The 22,293-nt window shown below is 52.5% G+C and carries 16 protein-coding genes; 7 read left to right on the top strand and 9 right to left on the bottom strand.

What is annotated here, in order from left to right:
• Nucleotides 1-298: 298 nt before the first annotated feature.
• Nucleotides 299-1,228, top strand: coding sequence for a type 1 glutamine amidotransferase (locus P8N76_27355; protein ID MDG2385419.1), 930 nt, complete (start codon nt 299-301; stop codon nt 1,226-1,228).
• Nucleotides 1,229-1,238: 10 nt separating this feature from the next.
• Here the strand turns inward: P8N76_27355 and P8N76_27350 are convergent, their stop codons facing one another.
• From P8N76_27350 to P8N76_27340, 3 genes are read right to left on the bottom strand one after another with little or no spacing between them, the layout of a single operon-like run.
• The gene (locus P8N76_27350) at nt 1,239-2,810 is read right to left on the bottom strand and encodes an ABC transporter permease/substrate-binding protein (protein ID MDG2385418.1); all 1,572 of its coding nucleotides are present in this window, start codon (nt 2,808-2,810) and stop codon (nt 1,239-1,241) included.
• Nucleotides 2,807-3,613, bottom strand: coding sequence for an ATP-binding cassette domain-containing protein (locus P8N76_27345; GenBank protein MDG2385417.1), 807 nt, complete (start codon nt 3,611-3,613; stop codon nt 2,807-2,809). The genes P8N76_27350 and P8N76_27345 overlap by 4 nt, the downstream gene beginning before the upstream one ends.
• Nucleotides 3,610-4,497, bottom strand: a complete 888-nt coding sequence (locus tag P8N76_27340; GenBank protein MDG2385416.1) for a lysophospholipid acyltransferase family protein — start codon at nt 4,495-4,497, stop codon at nt 3,610-3,612. Before P8N76_27340 ends, P8N76_27345 begins: the two co-directional genes overlap by 4 nt.
• Nucleotides 4,498-4,981: 484 nt before the next feature.
• Between P8N76_27340 and P8N76_27335 the strand changes: the two genes are divergently transcribed.
• Nucleotides 4,982-8,275 carry a HEAT repeat domain-containing protein gene (locus P8N76_27335; protein ID MDG2385415.1) on the top strand — a complete coding sequence of 1,098 codons (3,294 nt, stop codon included), beginning with the start codon at nt 4,982-4,984 and terminating at the stop codon, nt 8,273-8,275.
• Nucleotides 8,276-8,360: 85 nt separating this feature from the next.
• On the opposite strand, the gene P8N76_27330 is transcribed toward P8N76_27335, so the two are convergent.
• A complete protein-coding gene (locus P8N76_27330; protein MDG2385414.1) occupies nt 8,361-9,500 on the bottom strand; it encodes a serine hydrolase in 1,140 nt (379 codons plus the stop codon).
• Between the two features lie 73 nt (nt 9,501-9,573).
• Between P8N76_27330 and P8N76_27325 the strand changes: the two genes are divergently transcribed.
• Together P8N76_27325 and P8N76_27320 are read left to right on the top strand one after the other, a co-directional pair.
• The gene (locus tag P8N76_27325) at nt 9,574-11,967 is read left to right on the top strand and encodes a PSD1 and planctomycete cytochrome C domain-containing protein (protein MDG2385413.1); all 2,394 of its coding nucleotides are present in this window, start codon (nt 9,574-9,576) and stop codon (nt 11,965-11,967) included.
• Between the two features lie 56 nt (nt 11,968-12,023).
• Nucleotides 12,024-13,448 carry a DUF1501 domain-containing protein gene (locus P8N76_27320; protein ID MDG2385412.1) on the top strand — a complete coding sequence of 475 codons (1,425 nt, stop codon included), beginning with the start codon at nt 12,024-12,026 and terminating at the stop codon, nt 13,446-13,448.
• A gap of 112 nt (nt 13,449-13,560) precedes the next feature.
• Here the strand turns inward: P8N76_27320 and P8N76_27315 are convergent, their stop codons facing one another.
• The 5 genes from P8N76_27315 to P8N76_27295 all read right to left on the bottom strand — a co-directional run bounded on the left by P8N76_27315 (nt 13,561) and on the right by P8N76_27295 (nt 18,273).
• A complete protein-coding gene (locus P8N76_27315; protein MDG2385411.1) occupies nt 13,561-14,841 on the bottom strand; it encodes a diaminopimelate decarboxylase in 1,281 nt (426 codons plus the stop codon).
• 166 nt (nt 14,842-15,007) lie between these two features.
• Nucleotides 15,008-15,811 carry an iron export ABC transporter permease subunit FetB gene (gene fetB, locus P8N76_27310; GenBank protein MDG2385410.1) on the bottom strand — a complete coding sequence of 268 codons (804 nt, stop codon included), beginning with the start codon at nt 15,809-15,811 and terminating at the stop codon, nt 15,008-15,010.
• A complete protein-coding gene (locus tag P8N76_27305; protein MDG2385409.1) occupies nt 15,808-16,485 on the bottom strand; it encodes an ATP-binding cassette domain-containing protein in 678 nt (225 codons plus the stop codon). The genes fetB and P8N76_27305 overlap by 4 nt, the downstream gene beginning before the upstream one ends.
• Before the next feature lie 97 nt (nt 16,486-16,582).
• The gene (locus P8N76_27300; GenBank protein ID MDG2385408.1) at nt 16,583-17,104 is read right to left on the bottom strand and encodes a PEP-CTERM sorting domain-containing protein; all 522 of its coding nucleotides are present in this window, start codon (nt 17,102-17,104) and stop codon (nt 16,583-16,585) included.
• 167 nt (nt 17,105-17,271) lie between these two features.
• Entirely contained in the window at nt 17,272-18,273 is a 1,002-nt protein-coding gene (locus tag P8N76_27295; GenBank protein ID MDG2385407.1) for an RsmB/NOP family class I SAM-dependent RNA methyltransferase, read from the bottom strand.
• 262 nt (nt 18,274-18,535) lie between these two features.
• On the opposite strand from P8N76_27295, the gene P8N76_27290 reads away from it, so the two are divergent.
• The 3 genes from P8N76_27290 to P8N76_27280 all read left to right on the top strand — a co-directional run bounded on the left by P8N76_27290 (nt 18,536) and on the right by P8N76_27280 (nt 22,167).
• The gene (locus P8N76_27290; GenBank protein MDG2385406.1) at nt 18,536-19,228 is read left to right on the top strand and encodes an SIMPL domain-containing protein; all 693 of its coding nucleotides are present in this window, start codon (nt 18,536-18,538) and stop codon (nt 19,226-19,228) included.
• Between the two features lie 169 nt (nt 19,229-19,397).
• Complete coding sequence (locus P8N76_27285) at nt 19,398-21,200, top strand: DUF885 domain-containing protein (GenBank protein ID MDG2385405.1); 1,803 nt, start codon at nt 19,398-19,400, stop codon at nt 21,198-21,200.
• Between the two features lie 10 nt (nt 21,201-21,210).
• On the top strand, nt 21,211-22,167 hold the full coding sequence (locus P8N76_27280; GenBank protein ID MDG2385404.1) for a TIM barrel protein: 957 nt from the start codon (nt 21,211-21,213) through the stop codon (nt 22,165-22,167).
• Nucleotides 22,168-22,293 lie beyond the last annotated feature (126 nt).

Here is a 22,293-nt window from a genome sequence, read left to right as displayed (position 1 = left end):
ATCGCAATTTCCCTACCCTTGCGTTCTGCGCGAATTTCTCCACTGCCCCCATTAAACTCCAGCCACGACCTTTGCCGTGAAATTTCCCAAGCTAGCCTTGCGGCCACGCTTTCGCGCGGCCCACTGCAGCGAATCTGCTCTCCATCGACTACGGACAGTCGGGCAACGGTGTTGCAAAGAAAAGATCGCTTTGAGAATCGGCACGATCAATCGACAGTCCAACACTTCATTGTCGGGTGAATTACGACTTTTGTGCGGAACGGGTACGATCGACTACACCACCTGATTCGAAAGTGGAATGAGTGACCGCCAGAAAGGATTCGAAGAGGGGACAAATTGTTTCGATCATCGATTCCCGCCCTCGCATGGAGCTGAACAATCACGTCAAGCATTCACGGATTCGTCGCACCCCCTTCGCTGGAAAGACGCGTGTGGCTTATACTTCTCGAAGTCGACCACCTGGAGCTCACCGAACCTACCGGCACAAACGGCATTTACCATGCAGAATCGACCTTATCTCTTGCTTCAAATTCGCAACGCTGAAGACCCGATGCGATATCAAGAGGTCGAATGCTTCTCCCGTGTGCTGCAATGCAATCCGAACGACATCCGAGTTCACAATTTACTCGCAGGTGAACCCGCACCGGCGGAATATGACGCCTGCCAAATCATCTTGCTCGGCGGCAGCGGAGACTATTCGGCAGCTGGCGAGGGTGATTGGTTAGAGCGAATCTTAGACGTGTTACGGCAAATCCATGGACGCTCCCAACCAACGTTCGCCTCCTGCTGGGGATTTCAAGCCATGGCTCGAGCCCTCGGTGGACAGGTCGTGCATGATCTGTCTCGAGCCGAACTTGGCACCATCAACATCACCAAAACGGCGGCCGCCGATCAGGACCCGATCTTTGTCCGGTCTCCAGCAATCTTTCCAGCCCAAATGGGCCACGAAGACCTGGTTATCGAATTACCTTTAGATGCAGTTCGGCTCGGGTTCTCGGAACGAGTCGAACACCAAGCGTTTCGCTTTTCTGACAAGCCGATTTACTGCACTCAGTTTCATCCCGAGCTTGATTTACGGGGTTTAATGGAACGTGTGATCGCCTATCCGAAATACATTCGCAAGATCGCTGGCATCTCCGTCGAGGAGTTCCGACAGCAATGCCAAGAGACCCCCGCGGCCAACGAAATCCTGAGACGATTCGTCCAACATGTTCACGACGAATGGTAACCTTTGTTCTTCAATCGCGTTTCTTGCGAATTGATTTTTCCAGATATTCAGCAGCTTGCTTAACGGAGTCCCCATCGATATCGACCATTCCATTGGCGGTACGCATCTCGGCTGGCGAGATGGATTGTATCAAGGGTCGAAGCGCTTGCATGGCCGCCCGATTACGGGCCATTTTCTCAGACACCAATAATACCGCATCGTAAGGTGGTAATGAGTAAGCTGGATCTTCGATCACTCGCAAATCATAAGCTTTTATCCGGCCATCCGTATTGAACGCGATCACTACGTCCAGTTGCCCCGTATCGATCGCACCATACATCAAGGTGGGATCCATCGTCACGTTTTCAGCGAACTCCAAACCATAGGCTTGGCCAACACTGGTCCATTCAGGTCGATCAAAAAACTCAATATCGGTCCCACCTTTCATGGTCTGACTCACTTTGGCCAAATCATTCAAAGTCCGAACACCCAGATGGTCCGCACGTGCCTCCTTCATCGCAAAGGCGTAGTCATTGCTGAATCCGAGCGGACCAAGGCAGATAATATTCTTTTCCTGTTTCAAATAGCTGGCCACATCAATCAACATTTCGACCGGCGACACCATTTCCTTACGGCGCATATAGTTCGTCCACACGGTACCCGTATATTCAACGTAGCAATCGATTTGATCCGTTTCCAGAGCTCGAAACGTTGTGGCGGACCCCATTCCATCTCGCAATTCCACTTCAAGCCCAGCGGCCTCGAGCTGTTCACGAACCACATTCGCCAGGATGTATTGTTCGGTAAACGCTTTGCCACCCACAACAAACTTTTGTTGTTGAGTTGACTCTGGGATTTTCCGAACGGCTCGGGGCAATGGTTTCCCGGCAGCCAACTCAAGTTGTCCAATGAGCGTTGGCGAGATGATCAATAGCAGCAAACCTCCGACCACAAATCCCGCCAGCCGCCGACTTCGCTGCTGCGCGGCAATCTCTAATCGATGCAGAAGCGCATCCAAACACAACGCCAACATGCCCGCAAACACGCATCCGAACAGCAAAGATACCGGATTAAATGTCTGCAAGCCGACAAAGATATAATTTCCAAGACTGGTCGCACCGACCGGTTGTGCGATTGTCGCGGCGCCAACGACCCACACACTGGCCGTTCGAATCCCTGCCACAATCGTCGGCAAGGCAAGCGGCAAACACACCAACATCAACGACTGCCGCTGGTTCATACCTACGCCTTGTGCCGCTTCAATGACGGCCGGATCGATGTTCTGCAGACCGGTAATCGTATTCCGCAACATCGGCAGCACACTATAAAGCACCAAAGCGATCAGAGCGGGAATCCAGCCGATAGTTCCCCAGGCAAAGACCATCAAGGCGAGAAGAGCCAGACTTGGAATCGTTTGCACGATACTCGCCAGCAACAAAGCAACTTGTTCGGCGCGTGGCCGTCGAGCCACCCAGACTCCCAAAGGGATGCTGATCAGCATTCCGATCGCCAGGGCCGTGAGCGATAGAAAGATGTGCCCGCCCAGTCGATCCGGCAGGGTCTCGAATTGTTGAGCGATTCGCCGCCAGAGATCGTTATTCATTCGTTCTCCCCGGAGCGATCCAATGAATTATCCTGACAATGCCCGGCCTCCAAATCTTGAAGCAAACGGACATGACGACGGGGGGTTTCCAATAAGGCTGCCACGTAATCATCGCCCGGATCTCTCAACAATTCAGACGGCGTGCCGACACGAATCAGCCGTCCCGCTTGCATCACGGCAATCTGGTCGGCGAGAATCAGAGCCTCAGCCATGTCATGCGTCACCATCACAGCGGTGAACTGCAACTGTTGCTGCAGACTGCGAAATTCCGCCTGCAAACTATCGCGTGTGACGGGATCCAATGCGCCAAAGGGTTCGTCCAGCAACATCACTTTTGAATCAGCCGCCAAGGCTCGGGCAAATCCGACCCGTTGCTTTTGGCCACCCGATAATTGCCCGGGAAGACGGGACGCAAACTCGCTCGGAGATAAGTGCACCAGCTCCAGTAATTGATGCACTTTTTCACGGTAAGTCGCCAAGGGCTGCCCCATAATGCGGGGGATCACACCGACGTTTTCCGCAACGGTCATATGCGGAAATAGTCCAATCCCTTGAAACACGTAACCGATTTGCCGGCGAACGGTGACCGCATCCTGGCCCGAAACGTCCACACCGTTCAACAATATTTTTCCCTCGCTAGGTTCAACCAGTCGGTTGATCATCTTAATTGTCGTACTTTTCCCACAGCCGGAGCCCCCCAGCAATGCGAGTACCTCGCCGGCTTCCACCTTGAGATTAATTTTTCGAACCGCGAAGCTCTTACCATGATCCCAACTCTTGCTGACTTGTCTTAATTCGATCATGCATGATCCGGCGGTTCAGGCGAGTTTGTGTTCGTGAATTTTTGATCTTCGTCGATGACTTGATTGTCATCCGTCGTTTTCGGACGTCGCAACAGTCGCCTTCGCCGATTTGTCACCGACAAAAGCTTGCGCCGCTTTTTCAACAAGACATGAAATGGCACGTAGCTAGGTGATTCTCCTCCATCCTCGTTGTACCAACGTTCCAGTTGTTCATTCATCTCCAGGCGATTCAATTCCGCAAGCCGTTGGCTGTTAACCTGCTCAACGACCAACGACACGTTGCGGCGAGGCAAAAACAGTATCAGACTGCCCAACAATCGCGGCACGCCAGCCAGCACCAACTTGCGAAGATCAGGCACACCCCCGGTGGGTGCACAGCTAAAGACGCTTCCCCACACACCTCGAATTCGTACCAGCAGCACATTCACCTCACCACAGCGCGTGAGGATGTCGTGCGTCATTCGGGCCGTCCCGATGTACTCGTGGTTTTTACGTTGCAATCGACCAGACGGATAGATCAAGAAGCTCTCGCCTGCCTTCAAATTATTCACGATCTCATCGATCAGTTGTCGAGTCTCCAGCACGGCTGCCCGGCGAGTTCGGCGCAGATCGGGAACCTCTACCGCATCAACAACTCGCATCAGTGGATAGAGGGCCGGCATACGATAGGTCTCGGTGTAGACGACCGGTCGCAGGCATTCCTGAGCCAAGGGAAGGTGGGCCAAAACGATCGCAGGATCCACATAGGCCGGATGATTCGGCAGCACCAACGTCGGCCCCTCGTGGAGTTGCAACCGGTCAAGCCCTTCGACACTGATCCGATAACGAAGACTCAGCAGCAGACGCGTCCCCCTCAACACCAGCTTGCGCAGCCAAAATCTCATGACCTATCATTCCTAACGTCCAACAGCTCTCAGGCAAAAAAAGCCGACGAAGCACTCGACCTTCGACCTAAACCCTCTTTCGGTCCTGAGCAATCGATCTTTTCCTGGAGCGTTCAAAAAATTCCTTTGCCAATCATCATATCCACGTTCCAAGAGCGGGAAAAGGCGAACGTTTCGCGATAAAAGATCACAGCAACGGTGCAAAAGTCGTTACAACGCAAACTTGTCAGAATTTTTTTCCTTCGCACGATCACTTCCGTTATCGGTAAAAATCTGCGATTCGCCGTTGCTCACTCTTCCAAAGCGGCGTATTTTGAAACAGTGCGATCTCGCTGGTAAACTCCCACCGAAGAGAAAGTCCTGGCCTGCTTGACAGGCATTCCGACGGTGTTTCACGCCGTCTTCTTCGCTCGACGTTCAGGGACATGCCAGCCAACGAGCGGGTTGCGATTCCAACTGTTTTAGCTGAGTAGGCAAACCCACCATGCATTCGATTCGCCAGTTTTTCCTGTTGGTCTTCAGCCTGACGGTTCCAACGTATTGCTTCGCAGCCCCGGTTGACGAAAGCCAAGCCAATCTTTCCCTGCCGGCTTCTGAAGCAAATCTCAAATTACAGATCGATGTTTTTTCGAGCCAAGTGAAAAACGCGACCGCCTTGTGCCTCGATGATCAGGGACGGGTTTACGTTTCGGAAACATATCGATGGCGAAAAGGGATTGAAGACAATCGGGATCACACTTACTGGATCATGGATGATCTGGCGGCTGGCACGGTTGAAGACAGATCGGCCTTGTATGCAAAATGGAAGGATCGATTTCAGGACGAGCAGTATTTCACTCGTTACTCGGATCGAGTGCTTCGATTGGTTGACTCAAATGCCGATGGCAAAGCGGATGCGACAACCGTTTTTGCGGACGGATTCCGACAAGATGTTGACGGTCCGGCAATCGGTCTCCTCAGTGGTCCGCTGGGGATTTACCTCGCGTCGATTCCGCATTTGTGGTTGCTTCAAGATCCAGATGGTGACGGAGTTTCGGATCAGCGTAAATCTTTGCAAGACGGATTTGGAGTCAAGAACAGTTTAAGTGGTCATGATTTGCACGGTTTGGTTTGGGGGCCTGACGGTAAGCTCTATTTTTCCATGGGTGACCGTGGTTTTCATTGCGAGACCGAGGACGGTCGAATCCTAAGCGACCCGAACTCGGGTGCCGTGTTCCGATGTAATCCAGACGGAAGCGAGATGGAAATTTTCTACCATCGCTTACGGAATCCTCAGGAAATTGCTTTCAACGAATACGGCGACCTGTTTACTGTCGACAACAATTGCGATCAGGGCGACTCGGCACGCGTCTGCTATCTACTCGAAGGGGGTGATACAGGCTGGAATTTGGGAGCCCAGGCACTGACGACTTACAAGGCGTCGATTGACGATGGACAGATGGATCAAATCCCACATTGGTTGAGTGAAGGAATGTGGCAACTCGAGCATCCGGGACAGCCGGCTCACATTCTGCCACCGATAGCCCATCTGACAAATGGACCCTCGGGACTCGCTTTTGATTCCGGCACCAGTCTACCCGACCGATACCGCAACCACTTTCTTGTCTGCGATTACAAAGGCGCGCCCAACCTATGCTTTTTGTATTCCTTCAAGGTAAATCTTTCGGGGGCCGGCTATACGATGCAAGATGCTCACATGCTGCACGGGGGCATTGCCAATACGGACGTCACCGTTGGGTATGACGGCAAAATCTATCTCACTGATTTTGGCGGGGGATGGATACGAAGCGACCAGGGTAATATCTATTCGCTTTACGATTTGGAATCCATCAAACGTCCCATCGTAAAGGAGACAGCTAACTTATTTCAGCAGGGCTTTGCCGCCCTACCCTCGGACGAATTAGCCACGCGACTGGATCACGACGACATGCGTGTACGCCAGCGTTGCCAATTTGAATTAGTAAAACGAGGTGACAAACGCCGTTTAGCCATCGTCGCTCAGAAGGGACAATCCGCCTACGCTCGATTCCACGCGATCTGGGGGCTTGGACAACTGAAGGCAACTTCGGAGCTGCTGAAATTGCTCCAAGACGATGATGCCGAGATTCGAGCACAATCGGCCCGAGCGATTGGAAACACCGGCAACTCGACGGCTGCGGCTGCAATTCGCCCCTTGATTCTCGACGACGAACCTCGAGTTCGCACTTTTGCCACCATCGCCGCTGGAAAATTGCAAGACCGTCAAGCGTTGAAGGCCGTCATCCAATTTGCGGCCAATCAATCACAAGCAAATCCATTCGAACGACACGCAGCCGTTTTTGCCCTCTCAAGAATTGCCACCCCCCAACAACTTATGACGATGAGCCAATCTGACAGTCTGCCAGTCCGCCTCACCGGTCTGCTCGCCTTACGAAGAAATCGCGATCCACGGATCGCCAAATACCTGAGCGATCAGAATACGATGATCGTAGATGAGGCAATTCGCGCCATCAATGACGAAAATCTAACGGACGCGGTGCCTCTTCTTGCGACCTACAGCCAGAGATATACCGGCAGCATCAATGACGTGCCGAATGCAATGATTTTCCGCCGATTGATTAACGCCTGCCTCCGCAGCGCTCGCCCATCGGACGCTGAAACACTGCTACAATTCGCCGCTAACGCCACATTACCGAAAGAGTATCGACTGTTGGCGTTGAAAGCACTTGAACATTTCGATGCGCCACCCTCCATCGATCCCACGGTTGGCTTATATCGCCCGCTGCCCTCGCGAGATATCACGTCGATTCGCGAAGTCCTGGCCCAGCCATCCATCCATTTATTTGAATCTTCCAACGGAGATATCGCCGCCGCGACCATTCGCGTGATGCGTCACTTTGGGATCCGATTGAGCGAAAAATCTTTAATCGAGCGTATCCGAGATGGTCGCCAACCGGAAGAAGTGCGACGCGTGGCACTGGAACAACTCGTCTCGGATCAACGATTTGATCAAAAACTTCTTTTGAAAAGTCTACTCGTCGACGAATCCCCGCTACTTCGGACCACGGCGACCCTGGCCTATCTCGATGCGTTTCCGGACGAATCCACAGCAACCCTGCAAGGCATGATTGAGTTCCAAACAGATCAAGATTTGCGTACGGCATATCGGATCTTACAAGAATCCGAATCGGCAACGATGGCGCAATTGCTCGTATCCGAACTCGATAAATTGATGAAGGGTCAACTTCACCGCACGGTCCATCTGGATCTTTATCAGGCAGCGAAGAAGAGCCCCCACAAATTGGTCAACAAAAAGCTTGCGGAGGTCGACAGCTTTCTGGCACAACAGGGATTAAACAGCTATGACTTCACACGCGAGGGCGGCGATCCAGTGAGAGGTCAATTGGTTTTTCAGAACCAAGGCGTCTGTATGAAATGCCACCAAGGAGACCGTGGGGGTGGCGATGCTGGTCCACCACTTACCGACATTGGGCGCCTACGGCGAGCTGAGGAATTGCTTGAATCGATTATCGACCCTAACGCGAACGTCGTTGATGGCTTCGGGTCCGTAACTGTTTTCCTAGCCGACGGAACTTCCGCCACCGGCACCATTCTCGACGATGACAAGCAGGCACTCGTGCTGAAGACGCCGACGGGCAATACCATCGAGATTCCCGTCGAGCAGATCGAAGAAAGATCTCCCATTTCGTCTCCGATGCCAAAACAGGCGGAGAATCTCACGCCAAACGAGATTCGAGACCTATTGGCTTACTTGCTTCAATTGAAGGGCAAGCCCTAAAGGCTGACATCCTTTCACCCCAAAGAAAAACGGTTGTGTATCGCCCGTCGCTTCGCCGCAACAGGCGAATTGCAGCAAGCTATGCTCACCGACATGGGAATTGCGGGCTGAAGCTCTCCAACATAAAGCGAATGCTTTGATCACAGGCCTTTCCGGCAACCTGCTGTCCGCTGTTCGTGACAGCCAAAAAGGCCAGATCCTTGGCGGGAGCTAACCAAACAACGGCCATCCACATCGTATTGCTTCCCGTGTGAGTCAAGGCATTTCCATCAGCCCATTCACGCGGGACAGAAATCCATCCCATCGTATACTTGTGTTGCGGCTCTAATTGGTGCAATTCGTCAATTGTTTGATTTTCGATAATCTGCTCAATAGGCTGATGCTTGAGATGTAAAGCGACGAACTTCCCCCAATCTCCCAGGCTTGCATGTACGGTTCCTGCTGGGCCTAAGATAGACGGATTATCGCGTTGCAGGGGTCGTAGCCCAAGTCGAGGAGATTCGTCGTGGCCCCAAGGCTGATCAATTTCCCCCAACGTACCTGGCGCGCCAAAACCGGCTGTTTCCATACCCAGTGGCCGAAAAATCCTGGTCGACATAAGCGACTCCCAACTTTCTCCTGTCGACTCTTCTGCGACGAGACCCGCCAACATGTAGCCCAGATTCGAATACAGGTACTCGGTTCCGGGAACATTTTGAGGGGGTTGTGCCAAGACGGTTCGGAACAACTCACGCCGCTGCTCGGTCGGAGATTTCTCCTTGCCAACAAGAAACATCCGTGCGGAATTTGCCGGCAAACCTGATCGATGTATCAACAACTGTTTTAGCGACACATCGCGGTACGACTCATGCATTACATCTTTAAGATTTGGCAACAACTGTGGCAGCACAGCATCCCAAGCTACTTTCTGTTGCTCAACAAGAGTCGCTAACAGCGTCGCCGTCATGGCTTTGGTGCACGAACCCAAATGAATTTTATCGTCGACGGTAATCGGCACCGACTCCCCCATCTTGCGTACACCCGAAGCAGCCATTCGACAGACTCGACCTTTCCAGATCACGGCCGCCACCATGCCTGGCAGTTCGTATCGCTTGACAATCCTTGCCAGTTCGTTCTGCAACAATGGATCCTGGCGTTCTGGCCCAGCAGCCAGCAACTGGCTGCCAAATGAAAGCAAGACCATTAACAGCACCAAAAGTGTCAAAAGCGAAAGCGGGCGTCTCACAAATCGTACTCCAATGGTTATGAAATCTGACGCGAAACAGCGGAAGTGAACTGTTACCGCGTGGCAGCATCTCATGTTAGAATCACCCATTATGAGAGAACCTGTACAAGTTCATGCTATTCGCCTGGCAACGTTGGTTGCGACCCTGTTTGTCGCGGTGGGTCCAATTATCGCGGTAGATCCAACCTTAAAGGCTACGAATCCGGATGCCTCATCCCATGTCGACTTCAGTCGTGACATTCTACCAATCCTGGCAAACTCATGCTTCCAGTGCCATGGTCCGGATGAAGAATCACGGGAAGCCGATTTACGGCTCGACCGCGAGCAGGATGCCAAATCGGACCGCGGTGATTACGCGGCAATTGTGGCAGGATCTGCAGAAAAGAGTGAGTTAATACGACGACTGACCTCAACCGACCCAGACGAGGTGATGCCGCCGCCTCAATTTGAAAAGCCGCTCAGCGCGCAGCAGCTTACCATTCTCCGAAGGTGGATTAATCAGGGCGCGGAATGGCAAGGGCACTGGTCTTTTCAACCGATCCACTCCCCCGTTGTGCCAGCCGAGTCAGAGGCCCGTCACCCAATCGATGCGTTCATCCTCGCACGTCTTCGAACGGAAAAGCTTCACCCGGTGCGGCGCGCTGATCGGATCACCTTAGCACGCCGCGTTTATTTGGACCTCATTGGGCTTTTACCCACACCGGAGCAGATCGACGAATTCGTGAATGACGCCAGACCGGGCGCTTTTGAACGACTCGTCGATCGCTTACTTGCAAACCCGCACTACGGCGAAAGGTGGGGACGCCATTGGCTTGACCAAGCACGCTACGCCGACTCCGATGGCTACGCGATTGACGGCGCTCGCGTCATGTGGCCCTATCGCGACTGGGTCATCACTGCGATCAATGAAGATATGCCATTCGACCAATTTACGATCGAACAAATCGCCGGTGATCAATTCGAGTCACCCACCCAGGATCAACTTGTAGCAACCGCTTTTCACCGAAACACGTTGGTCAACCAGGAAGGTGGCAGCGATCCCGAGCAATTCCGGAATGAAACTGTCGTCGATCGGGTCAACACAACCGGTTCGGTCTGGCTGGGGCTGACGATCGGTTGTGCCCAATGCCACACCCACAAGTTCGATCCCATTACGCAAACAGAATACTACCGTTTTTTTGCTTTTTTCAATTCCACCGAAGACAAAAACAGTCACGATCCTCGGATCACCCCGATCCCAACCGACCAGAAGTTCATTTTCGACAATCTGAATCAGTCGATCGGGGCTGCCAAACGGGCCATCTCCGAAGACGACACCAAGAATCACGAATTTAACGAATCAGTGAAAACGGCGGTCAAACGATTAGAAGAAAGCAAACGTCGTTTTGAACAGCGTTTTGGCAATGTAATGATCATGCGAGAGCTGAAAGAACCTCGTGACACTCACCTGCACATTCGAGGTGATTTCCTTCGACCGGGCGCACGGGTTCAATCGAACGTCCCCTCTATCCTGCCGTCATTGCCCGCGCAAGAGAATCACTACAACCGACTCGACTTAGCGCGTTGGCTGGTCGATGTGCAAAATCCCTTGACCGCCCGAGTCACTGTTAATCGCGTATGGATGCGTTTCTTTGGCATGGGGCTGGTGGAAACCGAAAATGACTTCGGCACCCAAGGCACAGCTCCAACCCATCCGCAACTCTTGGATTGGCTCGCCCATTGGTTGATCCAAGACGGTTGGTCCATCAAGAGACTCCATCGGTTGATCGTGTTGTCAGACGCCTATCAGCGTGCGGCCTACGGACCGTCCGCATTGCTAGAAGCAGATCCTCGCAATCAGTGGTTGGCACGGCAATCGCGTTTACGGGTTGACGCAGAAATCGTACGAGATTTAGCGCTTTCCGCAAGTGGGATGCTGACCTCCGTCATCGGAGGACCCAGCGTTTACCCACCGCAACCTGACGGCGTTTACGCATTCACTCAGCGCAAGTTAAGCTGGAAAAATAGCCAAGGCTCAGATCGCTATCGTCGGGGGATGTATACATTTTTTTATCGCAGCGCACCTCATCCGATGCTTTCCACTTTCGACGCGCCCAACTTCCAGACCGTTTGCACACGCCGAGTTCGATCCAATACGCCGCTCCAATCGTTGACAATGGCGAACGATGTGGCAATTCTCGAAATGGCTAAGGGGGTGGCTGAACGAATTCTCCAGGAACAGCATGCCAATGATCAGCATCGGATCACGCGAGCTTTCCGGATTTGCATGGGACGCCCACCCGACACAGCAGAGCTGAGGCAGCTCGAAACGTTTCTCAATCAACAACTCAGCAGCTTTGCAAGCGCAACTAACACCGCCGAACACTTTAGGACCGATCAATCCAAGTTGAGCGCCGACCGCTTGGCAGCGTGGACCGCGTTGACACGCGTGCTGATGAACCTTGACGAATTCGTAACCCGGAGCTAACCGCGTCAGCTTTGGCCTGTGGAACACAGTTCAATAACCAACGACAATCTTGAACCATGCAAGACCATAAAGATCTTTTGAAACAACAGACACGTCGGCACTTTTTTCGCGATTGTGGTGTCGGTATCGGATCCATGGCGCTTGGAACTCTACTCCAGGCACCCACCCGAGCTGCTCCAGCCAACAACAATTCGGTACGTTCGGCCATGTCGCCTCCGAGCGCCAAGAATGTGATTTATCTGTTTATGGCTGGCGGACCAAGCCAGTTAGAATTGTTCGACCACAAACCGTTGCTGACAAAACTAAATGGACAAAAACCTCCGCAACAATTCATGGAAGGCAAGCGTTTCGCCTTTTTAAAGGGGACCGAGACGCTGCTCGGCCCCTACCGCCCTTTTCGTCGATGCGGGCAAAGTGGAGCATGGCTAAGTGATCTGCTACCCCATCACCAAAAAATCGTTGACGAAATATGCTTGGTCAAGGGAATGAACACTGATGTGTTCAATCACGGACCGGCAAAGCTATTCACCAACACCGGCTCACCTCAACCCGGACGGCCGTCAATGGGATCGTGGGTCACCTACGGCTTGGGCAGCGAAACCAACGATCTGCCGTCCTTCGTCGTCCTGCAGTCCGGCCCTCGAGGCCCCCGATCGGGTGCCTCGCTTTGGTCAAGCGGCTTTTTGCCGACTACTTTCCAAGGAGTCCCCTTTCGTGGAACGGGTGATCCGATCCTTAATCTGACCAACCCTCCGGGCTTCAGCCACGAACACCAAGCAGATTTCTTTCAAGCGGTGGGAAACCTCAACCGTCATCGTCTTGACGTGATTGGCGATCCAGAGATCGCTACACGTATCGCTGCCTACGAAATGGCTTATCGGATGCAAACCAGTGCACCGGAACTAATGGCCATCAACAAGGAGACTCAAGCAACCCTTGATCTTTATGGAGCAATCCCAGGCGAGGGCTCCTTCGCCAACAATTGTTTACTCGCGCGCCGATTGGTAGAGCGAGGCGTGCGCTTCGTGCAACTATATCACACCAACTGGGACCATCATGGCGGCGCGGAATCATTGGAAAATGACCTGCCGTTACGGACGAAACAGGTAGATCAAGCAGCAGCCGGTTTGGTTTTAGATCTGAAACAACGTGGCTTGCTGGATGATACATTGGTCGTGTGGGGGGGTGAATTCGGTCGCACCCCGATGGGCGAATCACGTAAGCCGATCGGTCGAGACCACCACATCGATAGCTACACGATCTGGATGGCCGGTGGTGGAATTCAACCGGGAATGTCTTACGGGGAGACAGATGAAGTTGGCTTGAGTGTCGTCAAAGATTCCGTTCACGTCCACGACCTTCAAGCGACAATCTTGCATATGCTCGGCATCGACCACAAACGACTCACATTTCGCTTTCAAGGTCGAGACTTCCGACTGACCGATGTGCACGGCAAGGTGGTCCACGATATCCTTGCTTGAAATCGACGCGCTGCGAAAAGACGATGAAAGCCTTCCTTATCTGCCGGTCGATCCATAAACTGGCAAGTAGTCCTCTCGTTGTTCTGAACTCTGAATGACTGGATCGCCCGATCTAATCGCGAAGGCCGGGATAATCGAGCGTCGCGAAATAATCCTCTTGGGTTTCAGCTCTGCGAATCTGCTCAACGGAACCATCTTCGCATAACAACAATTCGGCAGATCGCAACTTTCCGTTGTATTGGAAACCCATCGAATGGCCATGAGCACCCGCATCATGGATCACGATCAGGTCACCCAGATCAATCTCAGGAAGTTGGCGATTGATGGCAAACTTGTCGTTGTTCTCACAAAGCGAACCCACCACATCATAAACTTGGTCATGAGGCGTCTGCTGCTTGCCCAACACGCTCAAGTGATGATAGGCACCGTACATACCCGGACGCATTAGATTTGCCATACATGCATCGACGCCGATGTACTTTCTGTAGATATCCTTACGATGAATGGCCCGAGTGACCAGGAAGCCATGCGGCCCGGTAATCATGCGGCCATTTTCCATCAGGATCTTCATCGGATGTAGGCCGGCCGGCTTGATCAACTCGTTGTACAACGATTCAATTTTGTCGCCGACATATTTTAAATCAACTGCCACTTCACCGGGCTTGTATGGGATGCCAATTCCACCGCCCAAATTAACGAAATCCAAACGGATGTCGAGTTTTTGCATCAACTCGATTGCCACATCAAACAACATGCGTGCCGTCTCGACAAAGAAATCAGCGTTTAATTCATTCGAAGCGACCATCGTATGCAATCCGAAGCGATTCACACCACATTCTTTCAATTTTTTGTAACCATCAAACAGTTGCTCTCGAGTAAAACCGTATTTCGCTTCTTCCGGATTCCCGATGATCGCATTGCCTTCTCGCAGAGGCCCCGGGTTGTAGCGAAAGCTGATGACATCCGGTAACCCGATGGTTTCCTGCAGATAATCGATACCGGTAAGATCGTCGAGATTAATCAAAGCGTTCAGAGCCTTGGCTTTCTCGTATTCTCTGGCAGGCGTATTGTTCGAGGTGAACATGATCCAGTCGCCCGTAATCCCCACCTTTTCGGCAAGCACCAGTTCGATAAAGCTTGAGCAATCAGCTCCACATCCTTCCTGCTTGAGAATCTCGAGGATTCGGGGATTTGGCGTTGCCTTCACCGCGAAATATTCACGAAAGTCCGGACACCATGCGAAAGCGCTGCGTAACTCCCGCATCGTATTGCGGATACCACGCTCGTCATAGAGGTAGAATGGGGTTGGATAATTTGCGGCAATCTCTTCAATTTTCGCTTCGTCGATCGTGAGATTCTTGGTCATTTGCTGATTGGAAACAGGAGAAGACATCGGCGGGCCTTGGTGGAAAACAAACGGAATCACAGGGTGAGGTGGCCAACGGCAGCCTCTTCAATCTTCTAAATTCTAGTCTCGACTCGCAAGCCTACGTAGCCCCCCGCCGACAGATCGTTGTCAAAGAAGAAGTGCTGGTAGCAGAGCAATCTCGCCAGTTGCACTAACGGACCGTCGACGTGAGTGCCAAATGATCGAATTGATTACGGCTATTGAAGAGAGACCGATAGGTGAGGAGGACGGCGGACACGGTCCCCAGGGCTGTGCCGGAGGCGATCAAAAACATCATGACCACTTGGTATTTGACAGCCTCGATGGGATCTACGCCAGCCAAGAGTTGCCCCGTCATCATACCGGGCAGGCTCACAATGCCCACCACCGCCATCGAATTGAGTGTGGGAATTAAGCCCGTTCGAACCGCAGTGGAGATCGGGCGGTGAGCAGCTTCCCAGGATGTTCCTCCCAATGCCAGCACGAGTTCAACCGTATCGCGTCCCCGCACGAGTTCGTCTCCCATTCTGTCCAAACCAAGCGACACCCCGGTAAGTGAATTCCCCAACACCATCCCTAACAACGGTATGGCATATTGGGGCCGATACCAGGGTTCAACCTGAACGATGGCGATCAATGCCAGAACGGTAATCATCCAAGAACTGGCCCACACAGAGAGAAACGTATTTAACCAGACGCCGGAGTAACGATGCTCGGTACGTCGAACCGCTGCGAAACCGGCAATGACCGTCATCACCCCCATCATGGCCAGAACCAGAAACACACTCCGAACATCGAAAACTTGATCTAACACCAAGCCAACGAGCAACAATTGAACGACTGTCCGAATCGAGGCGATGACAATTCGTCGCCCGAGATTGAGTCGCAAGAACAGCGAAATCAGTCCGTTAGCGAGAATCAGAATCGTGGCCATCATGACTTGCAAATAGGACAACTGGATATATTCGGCCTTCATTTGCTCGTCACCTCTGCTATTCGACCACGGTCCATCTGCAATTCTCGTTGTCCCATTCGCTCGGCCTGCGCCGAGTCATGAGTCACCCAAATCAATGCATGATTCGTCTCTTGCTCCAACCAATTGAGTACAACCCGTTCGATCGACGCCACCGTACGTTGGTCAGCAGCGGAAGTAGGTTCGTCAAGCAACAGAACCTGCGGCTTCAATTGAATCGCGCGAAGCAGCGAAACGATTTGACGTTCCCCACCGGACAGATCGGCAGTCCGACGGTCGAGAAAACTCAGATCCCGATCGACCACTTCCAGCCAGCCCAGAATCATTTGTTCATCGTATTTACGTCCCTGATGCTGTTGTAGCTGAAAAGGCATCCGCAAGTTATCGCTTACGGTTCCGTCAAACATCGGCGTTCTTTGGTGTAAATAAATCACGCGCGAACGAAACTGGGGCACCTCACTATCGGTAACCAATTCACCATTCCAACGGATATCACCCGCTTCAAAGGGGTCCAACATCGCGATGACACGTAAAAGGACCGACTTTCCAGATCCGGAAGGGCCAGAAACAATCACGCGTTCAGACGGAGATAACTCCATGCTCACATCACGAATCAACCATCCATCAGCCGTTGGAATCCGACGGCCCACCTGCCGTAAATCAAGAATACAAATCACGTCACTCCCAACAAAAAAAGGCCCAACGCATTTACTATGCGTTCGGGCCTTTGGCTTCAATTCTTACAACTGTTCAAATCAATCAGACGAATCCACTTCACGCCGATTTTCGTCGCCAAGCAAGCAACAATCCAATACCCGTTAGCAAGCCAAAGAGGCCAGAAGGTTCAGGAACTCCTGCATGAACCAAAAACGGGCCCGTGCCAACATCAAACCCACCGCCGCTCGAAGATCCATTTACCAGTAAATCGGCTTCCAGTTCTTCCCACGGAAGCCCAGTTTCGAGCACATCGCCGAAGTCGAGCGTCTCAAATCCATCGGTGTTAATCGTGAACACCTTGTCGGACGAGCACACGTCAAAGGGACCGTAAAATCCCACACAGTTTCCATTAAATAAACCGGACTGACTGTCGATCTGAATCGTTGTCAAACTGGTACCACCGGTTGCTTCAACGGCAAGGTTACCTGTTTCTACGGAATAGATAATCGAAAGACCGTCGGAGGAAGGTTCCGATTCGGGAGTCAACGGAAGCGGATCGGCAACTTGTGCTGCGGCCGTTGAAACAAAGAAAAGGGCAATGCCCAGGGAGTTTAAAAGGAGCTTTAAGTTGGTCGTCATTGGCGTTACCTCTAGCCCTCTGTCGGGGAACATCTCGAACTCAAAAAATGCCTGTAATCCCCAGTGTATTCAGAGACCCCAAACATTGCAATATTCTTTTCAGCGGCAAGACGAGCGCGCCCGAGCTGTGACCGCTTCAATCCCCCCTCAGCCCAAGTTTCAGCGATTTAACGCCGTTTTTTCCGCCATGGAGCGGGTTGAATCCGTTCAGATTTCTCGATGAGACATAAGAAAAATCCGCTCATTTGGGCTGATGGCAAAATTCTACGGGCATGTAGGAGTTGCTGTGACAACGATCGATCGCGCCATTGCACGAGTCCCGGTTGGACGAAATCGGTGGGAAACTCCGCCGGGAAGTCAATCGGCACAACTTCGATCGAATCTTCCCTTTTCAGTAATCGATCCACGACGACCTCGTTCTCCTCCGGGGCAAACGAGCAAGTGCAGTAGCACAATCGACCGCCGGGTTTCAAAGCTCTGACGGCCGATTTCAGCAGTCCGTTTTGCTTCCGTGCCTGCTCGCGAATCTTGCGGGCTCCCCAATACTGCCAGCTTTCAGGCCTTTCGAGCCGAAACCGTGCTTCCGAGGAGCAGGGCGCATCCAACAACACGCGATCAAATTGCTCAGGAGTTTTGTTGCCAACGACACGTCCGTCTTTGAGAAAGGTGCGTACCATCGACGCCCCTCCCGTCCTCAGATTTTGGCACATTTTATAGTAACGCGCTCGCACCACCTCCACGGCGGCGAGCCGGCCACGATTTTGCATTCGAGCAGCTAGATGGAGCGTTTTCCCACCGGGCGCGGCGGCAAGATCCAAGATGGCCTGTTCGGGCTGAGGATCGAGTAACAGCACGGGTAACAAGCTGGATAAATTTTGAATATAAATTCTCCCTTCCCGGAAGGCGGCCGAATCGACCAAGTGTTGTCGTCGTTCTGGCCTAGCAGAAAAAGCTTCTGGACACCAATCGACGGAGCGATAGACGACCCCAAGTTTCTCCACTTCGTTCAGCGCGGCCTCCGCATCCGTCAATAAGGTATTGACGCGAAAACTAACCTGTTTCGGCTCTGCAAAGCTCGCCATCACTGGTTCAAGGTAACCCGCCGGGATAATTTCTCGGAGTCGGTCTACGAATTCCTCAGGCAGTTCCGATGTTGGCAACTCCGACATAAGATCCTCGAATCGGGCAAAATCAGTTATTCCCACTTGCTGTCAAGCCGGTGGCACAAAGCGGCGGACACCATTTATACTCCGTGCCGCCGCAGCGATGAATGTGAGTTACTTTTGCCGTACGGCCCGATTGCAAGCGAGCCAGTGGGGTTTTGTACAGATTACTAAATTCCAGATGGAACTCGAAGAAATCGATTCGCGTCTAAGCTTATATAACGCAATTCAAATGTCGCGATTTCACCTTTTCACGGAGAAGATCACCATGCGTTTTTTTCTGATTCCAACCCTGTTGGCCTGTTTCTTGTCGCAAGTTGCTGCCGCTGACACGGTTGCCCAACGCACCATTTCTGTCACCGGTCGCGGTTCGGCATCAGCTCCTCCGGACGTGGCAAGCGTTAACACGGGTGTGATCACGCAGGCAGCAACGGCGGGCGAAGCGTTGAAGGCGAACACCGAAATCATGCAACGAATCATGAAGGAATTGAAGACACAAGAAATCGCTTCCAAAGATATTCAAACTTCCAACTTCTCAGTCAGTCCGGAGTATCGCCGTGATGATCGGGGGCGCACCCAACCTGAAATCGTCGGCTATCGAGTGTCGAATCAGTTGACCGTCAAAGTCCACAACCTGCCGTCCTTGGGAGGTGTATTGGACGCGCTTGTCAAAACTGGCAGCAACCGTATTAATGGAATCACCTTCGGAATCGACGAGCCCGAGGGATTGCTCAATCAAGCTCGAAACCGAGCCATCAAGAATGCAACGAGCAAAGCCGCTTTGTATGCGAGTGCCATGGGCGTCAAAGTGGGTCCCGTCATCTCGATCAGTGAAGCAGCGATTGCCACACCGAGACCCCAATTCATGGCCGCTCGCGCCATGGCTGATTCGGCCGTGCCCATCGCCGCCGGTGAACAGCAATTGACGGCAACCATCAACATCGTTTTTGGCATCGATTGAGCCCTGCTACTCGCCGTCTTGCTGCCCGTAACCTCCATCCCCAGCGTGCCCCGTCTAGCCTGCCGTTTGCTCGGCAGGCCTGGACGGCGATTGACAACACTTGCATCGATGCTTCCTCATGGCTTAAAACGATGGGAGCCTTTGACGCTTCTTCCAGTAGGTGTTGACCATGTTTCGCACGCGAGTTGGACCGTTCCTATCGATCTTCGGCGGCCTTCTCTTGACCGTATGCATGGGCAGACTGAGCCCTGCTGAAACGGTCGATGACAAATTCTCTACGTTGGGCGATCAGATCTGGGAATTCCGACTTCGGCAAAATCCCCTCTTGGCAACATCGACCGGCGATCGCAGATTTGACCATCAGTTACCCAAGATCAGTGAAGCAAATTCGCTCTCTGCTCAGGCGGCCTACCGAGAATTTCAACACCGCCTAGGTCAAATTAACCAGCGCGACCTCACGGGCGCCAACCCAATCAATTTCGAGATTCTCAGACGCTTCTTAGCCACCGAAATCGCTGAGGGAGATTTCCGTGCCTACCTGATCCCAATTACGAATCGAGCAGGGTTCCACATTTCCTTTCCTGATTTACGGCGACGCATGCGACTGGAAACGGTGGCGGATTTCGAGAACTACATTGCTCGGCTTCAAGGATTCAAAGATTACGCCGACGGTCACATTCAGCTAATGCGGCAAGGACTCAAGCAAGGACTGACGTTGCCGTCGGTCGTGCTGCAACGATTTCGCGATCCGATCGAAGTCCATCTCGTCAAACAAGCCGAAGAGAGTTTATTCTTCGAGCCACTTAAAGAGTTACCCGCGACCATTCCGCAGGTGGAAAAAGACCGATTACGAGCAGCCGCTCTCGCTGCGATTCAAACTAGCATTGTGCCGGGCTACACTGCTTTCCTCAATTTCATGGCGCACGAATATGTCCCGGGAGCACGCGGTTCCATCAGCGCATCCGCCCTGCCGCGCGGTCGTGAGTTCTACCGACATCGCGTGCGACGCTTCACCACACTTGAACTATCACCCGAAGAAGTCCATCAAATTGGTTTTGCCGAGGTAAAACGGATTCGGAGTGAGATGCAAGCGGTGATCAAACAGGTCGAATTCGCAGGTAGCTTTGGCGAATTTGTAAAATTTCTGCGTGAAGCACCGCAGTTTCAGCCGACTTCGGCTGAGCAACTGATGACCCGCACATCATTTATTCTCAAACAGATGGACGGTCAGCTTCCCAAATTATTTGGCAAGCTGCCCCGCACGCCTTACGGACTCAAACAAATCCCGGACTATATCGCACCTCAAACGACTTCCGCTTACTACATGCCGCCGCCCGGTGATGGTTCTCAAGCGGGCTTTTATTATCTCAACACCTACGACCTGAAAAGCCGCCCGCTTTATAACTTACAAGCCTTGTCGCTACATGAAGCGGTTCCGGGACATCACCTGCAAATTGCACTGCAACAAGAAATGCCCGACGTACCTCCGTATCGTCGTTTTGCCTCGTTCACTGCATTCGTCGAGGGCTGGGCATTGTACGCAGAACGACTCGGGCTCGAAGTAGGATTTTATGAAGAGCCCTATAGTAACTTTGGACGATTGACCTTCGAGATGTGGCGTGCCTGCCGCCTCGTCGTCGACACGGGTCTTCACTATTTCGGCTGGACACGTGCCCAAGCAATCGACTTCATGGCCGATAACACGGCATTGTCGCTGCACGACATTCGCAGCGAAGTTGACCGGTATATTGCTTGGCCCGGCCAGGCTTTAGGCTACAAGATCGGTGAAATCAAGATTCGTGAATTGCGTTCCTTCGCCGAAAACGAGCTGCAAGATCGTTTTGACATCCGCGACTTCCATGACGCATTACTGCTGCAAGGTTCGGTCCCTCTCGACGTACTCACCGCACAAATCGAGCAGTGGATCCTCCAAATCAAGACGACGCCTGATTCCAAATCCCCCCTTCCCTGAGAGGTATGCGATGCTCAAACCGTCCAAAAACCCGAATGTCAGTCGCCGAATAATCTTGCAAGGTGCAGCAGCGGTCACGGTTGGCGGTGGAGCAAGTTGGATCAGCCATGCGCCAACAATCGCCGACGATCAGAACAAGGCGACCGGCCGAATCAATCAGTCAATCGTCCAATGGTGCTTTGGATCTCGGGGCGAAAAATGGAATTTGGCGAAAACGTGTTCCGTGGCTCGTGAACTGGGCTACCAAAGTGTGGAATTGGTATCCCCCGATGCTTTTCCAACCCTGAAACAACACGGACTTACCTGTGCAATTGTGGGGACTCAGATTCAGCCTGGCCCAGCTTTTATGCGGGGTTACAACAATCCCAACTTTCACCCGATGGTTCTGAAAGCCACTCGTGAAGCCATTGATGCCGCTGCAGCTAACGGGTACGACAACGTAATCGCCTTCACCGGCTTCCGTGCCAAGGACCCGACAAATCCTGACAGCGAATGCTTCTCGGACGAAGAAGGCGCTGCAAACTGTGTGGAAGGGTTTAAACAGATTGTTGGTTACGCCGAAAAGCAAGGTGTTACGATCTGCCTGGAGATGCTCAACACGCGCGACGATTCGGACCCGATGCGAGGCCACCCCGGCTACCAAGGTGACAGCACGGATTACTGCATCGATATCATCAAGGCGGTTGGGTCTGATCGCCTCAAGTTACTCTTCGACATTTACCATGTGCAAATCATGGATGGCGACGTGATTCGCAGAATCCGCCAATACAAAGATTACATCGGCCACGTACACACCGCGGGTAATCCGGGAAGAGGTGAATTGGATCAAGATCAAGAGATCAACTATCCAGCGGTGATGAAGGCGCTTTTGGAGGCAGGATACTCAGGCTTCGTCGGTCAAGAGTTCATTCCCACACGCAACCCCTACCAGGGACTAAAAGAAGCTTTTCAACAATGTGATGTCTAAACCAAACCGTCGATGTCACTCGTTTTCGACACCAACCAGCGTATCACTTTTCCTGCGCTGAGGCGCAATAGAAAGCTCGAGGTTGGCCACGGGAAGCACAACCTCGAGCTTTTGCGCGATAGAGAC

The organism is Pirellulaceae bacterium, assembly GCA_029243025.1.
Taxonomy (GTDB): Bacteria; Planctomycetota; Planctomycetia; order Pirellulales; family Pirellulaceae.
Note: the sequence above shows the minus strand (reverse complement) of the source record. Positions and strands in the feature narration are given on the sequence as shown.

Coding starts and splice junctions, on each gene's coding strand:
- P8N76_27355 (MDG2385419.1), top strand. CDS start 299: ATGAGTGACCGCCAGAAAGGATTCGAAGAGGGGACAAATTGTTTCGAT.
- P8N76_27350 (MDG2385418.1), bottom strand. CDS start 2,810: ATGAATAACGATCTCTGGCGGCGAATCGCTCAACAATTCGAGACCCTG.
- P8N76_27345 (MDG2385417.1), bottom strand. CDS start 3,613: ATGATCGAATTAAGACAAGTCAGCAAGAGTTGGGATCATGGTAAGAGC.
- P8N76_27340 (MDG2385416.1), bottom strand. CDS start 4,497: ATGAGATTTTGGCTGCGCAAGCTGGTGTTGAGGGGGACGCGTCTGCTG.
- P8N76_27335 (MDG2385415.1), top strand. CDS start 4,982: ATGCATTCGATTCGCCAGTTTTTCCTGTTGGTCTTCAGCCTGACGGTT.
- P8N76_27325 (MDG2385413.1), top strand. CDS start 9,574: ATGTTAGAATCACCCATTATGAGAGAACCTGTACAAGTTCATGCTATT.
- P8N76_27320 (MDG2385412.1), top strand. CDS start 12,024: ATGCAAGACCATAAAGATCTTTTGAAACAACAGACACGTCGGCACTTT.
- P8N76_27315 (MDG2385411.1), bottom strand. CDS start 14,841: ATGTCTTCTCCTGTTTCCAATCAGCAAATGACCAAGAATCTCACGATC.
- fetB (MDG2385410.1), bottom strand. CDS start 15,811: ATGAAGGCCGAATATATCCAGTTGTCCTATTTGCAAGTCATGATGGCC.
- P8N76_27300 (MDG2385408.1), bottom strand. CDS start 17,104: ATGACGACCAACTTAAAGCTCCTTTTAAACTCCCTGGGCATTGCCCTT.
- P8N76_27295 (MDG2385407.1), bottom strand. CDS start 18,273: ATGTCGGAGTTGCCAACATCGGAACTGCCTGAGGAATTCGTAGACCGA.
- P8N76_27290 (MDG2385406.1), top strand. CDS start 18,536: ATGCGTTTTTTTCTGATTCCAACCCTGTTGGCCTGTTTCTTGTCGCAA.
- P8N76_27285 (MDG2385405.1), top strand. CDS start 19,398: ATGTTTCGCACGCGAGTTGGACCGTTCCTATCGATCTTCGGCGGCCTT.
- P8N76_27280 (MDG2385404.1), top strand. CDS start 21,211: ATGCTCAAACCGTCCAAAAACCCGAATGTCAGTCGCCGAATAATCTTG.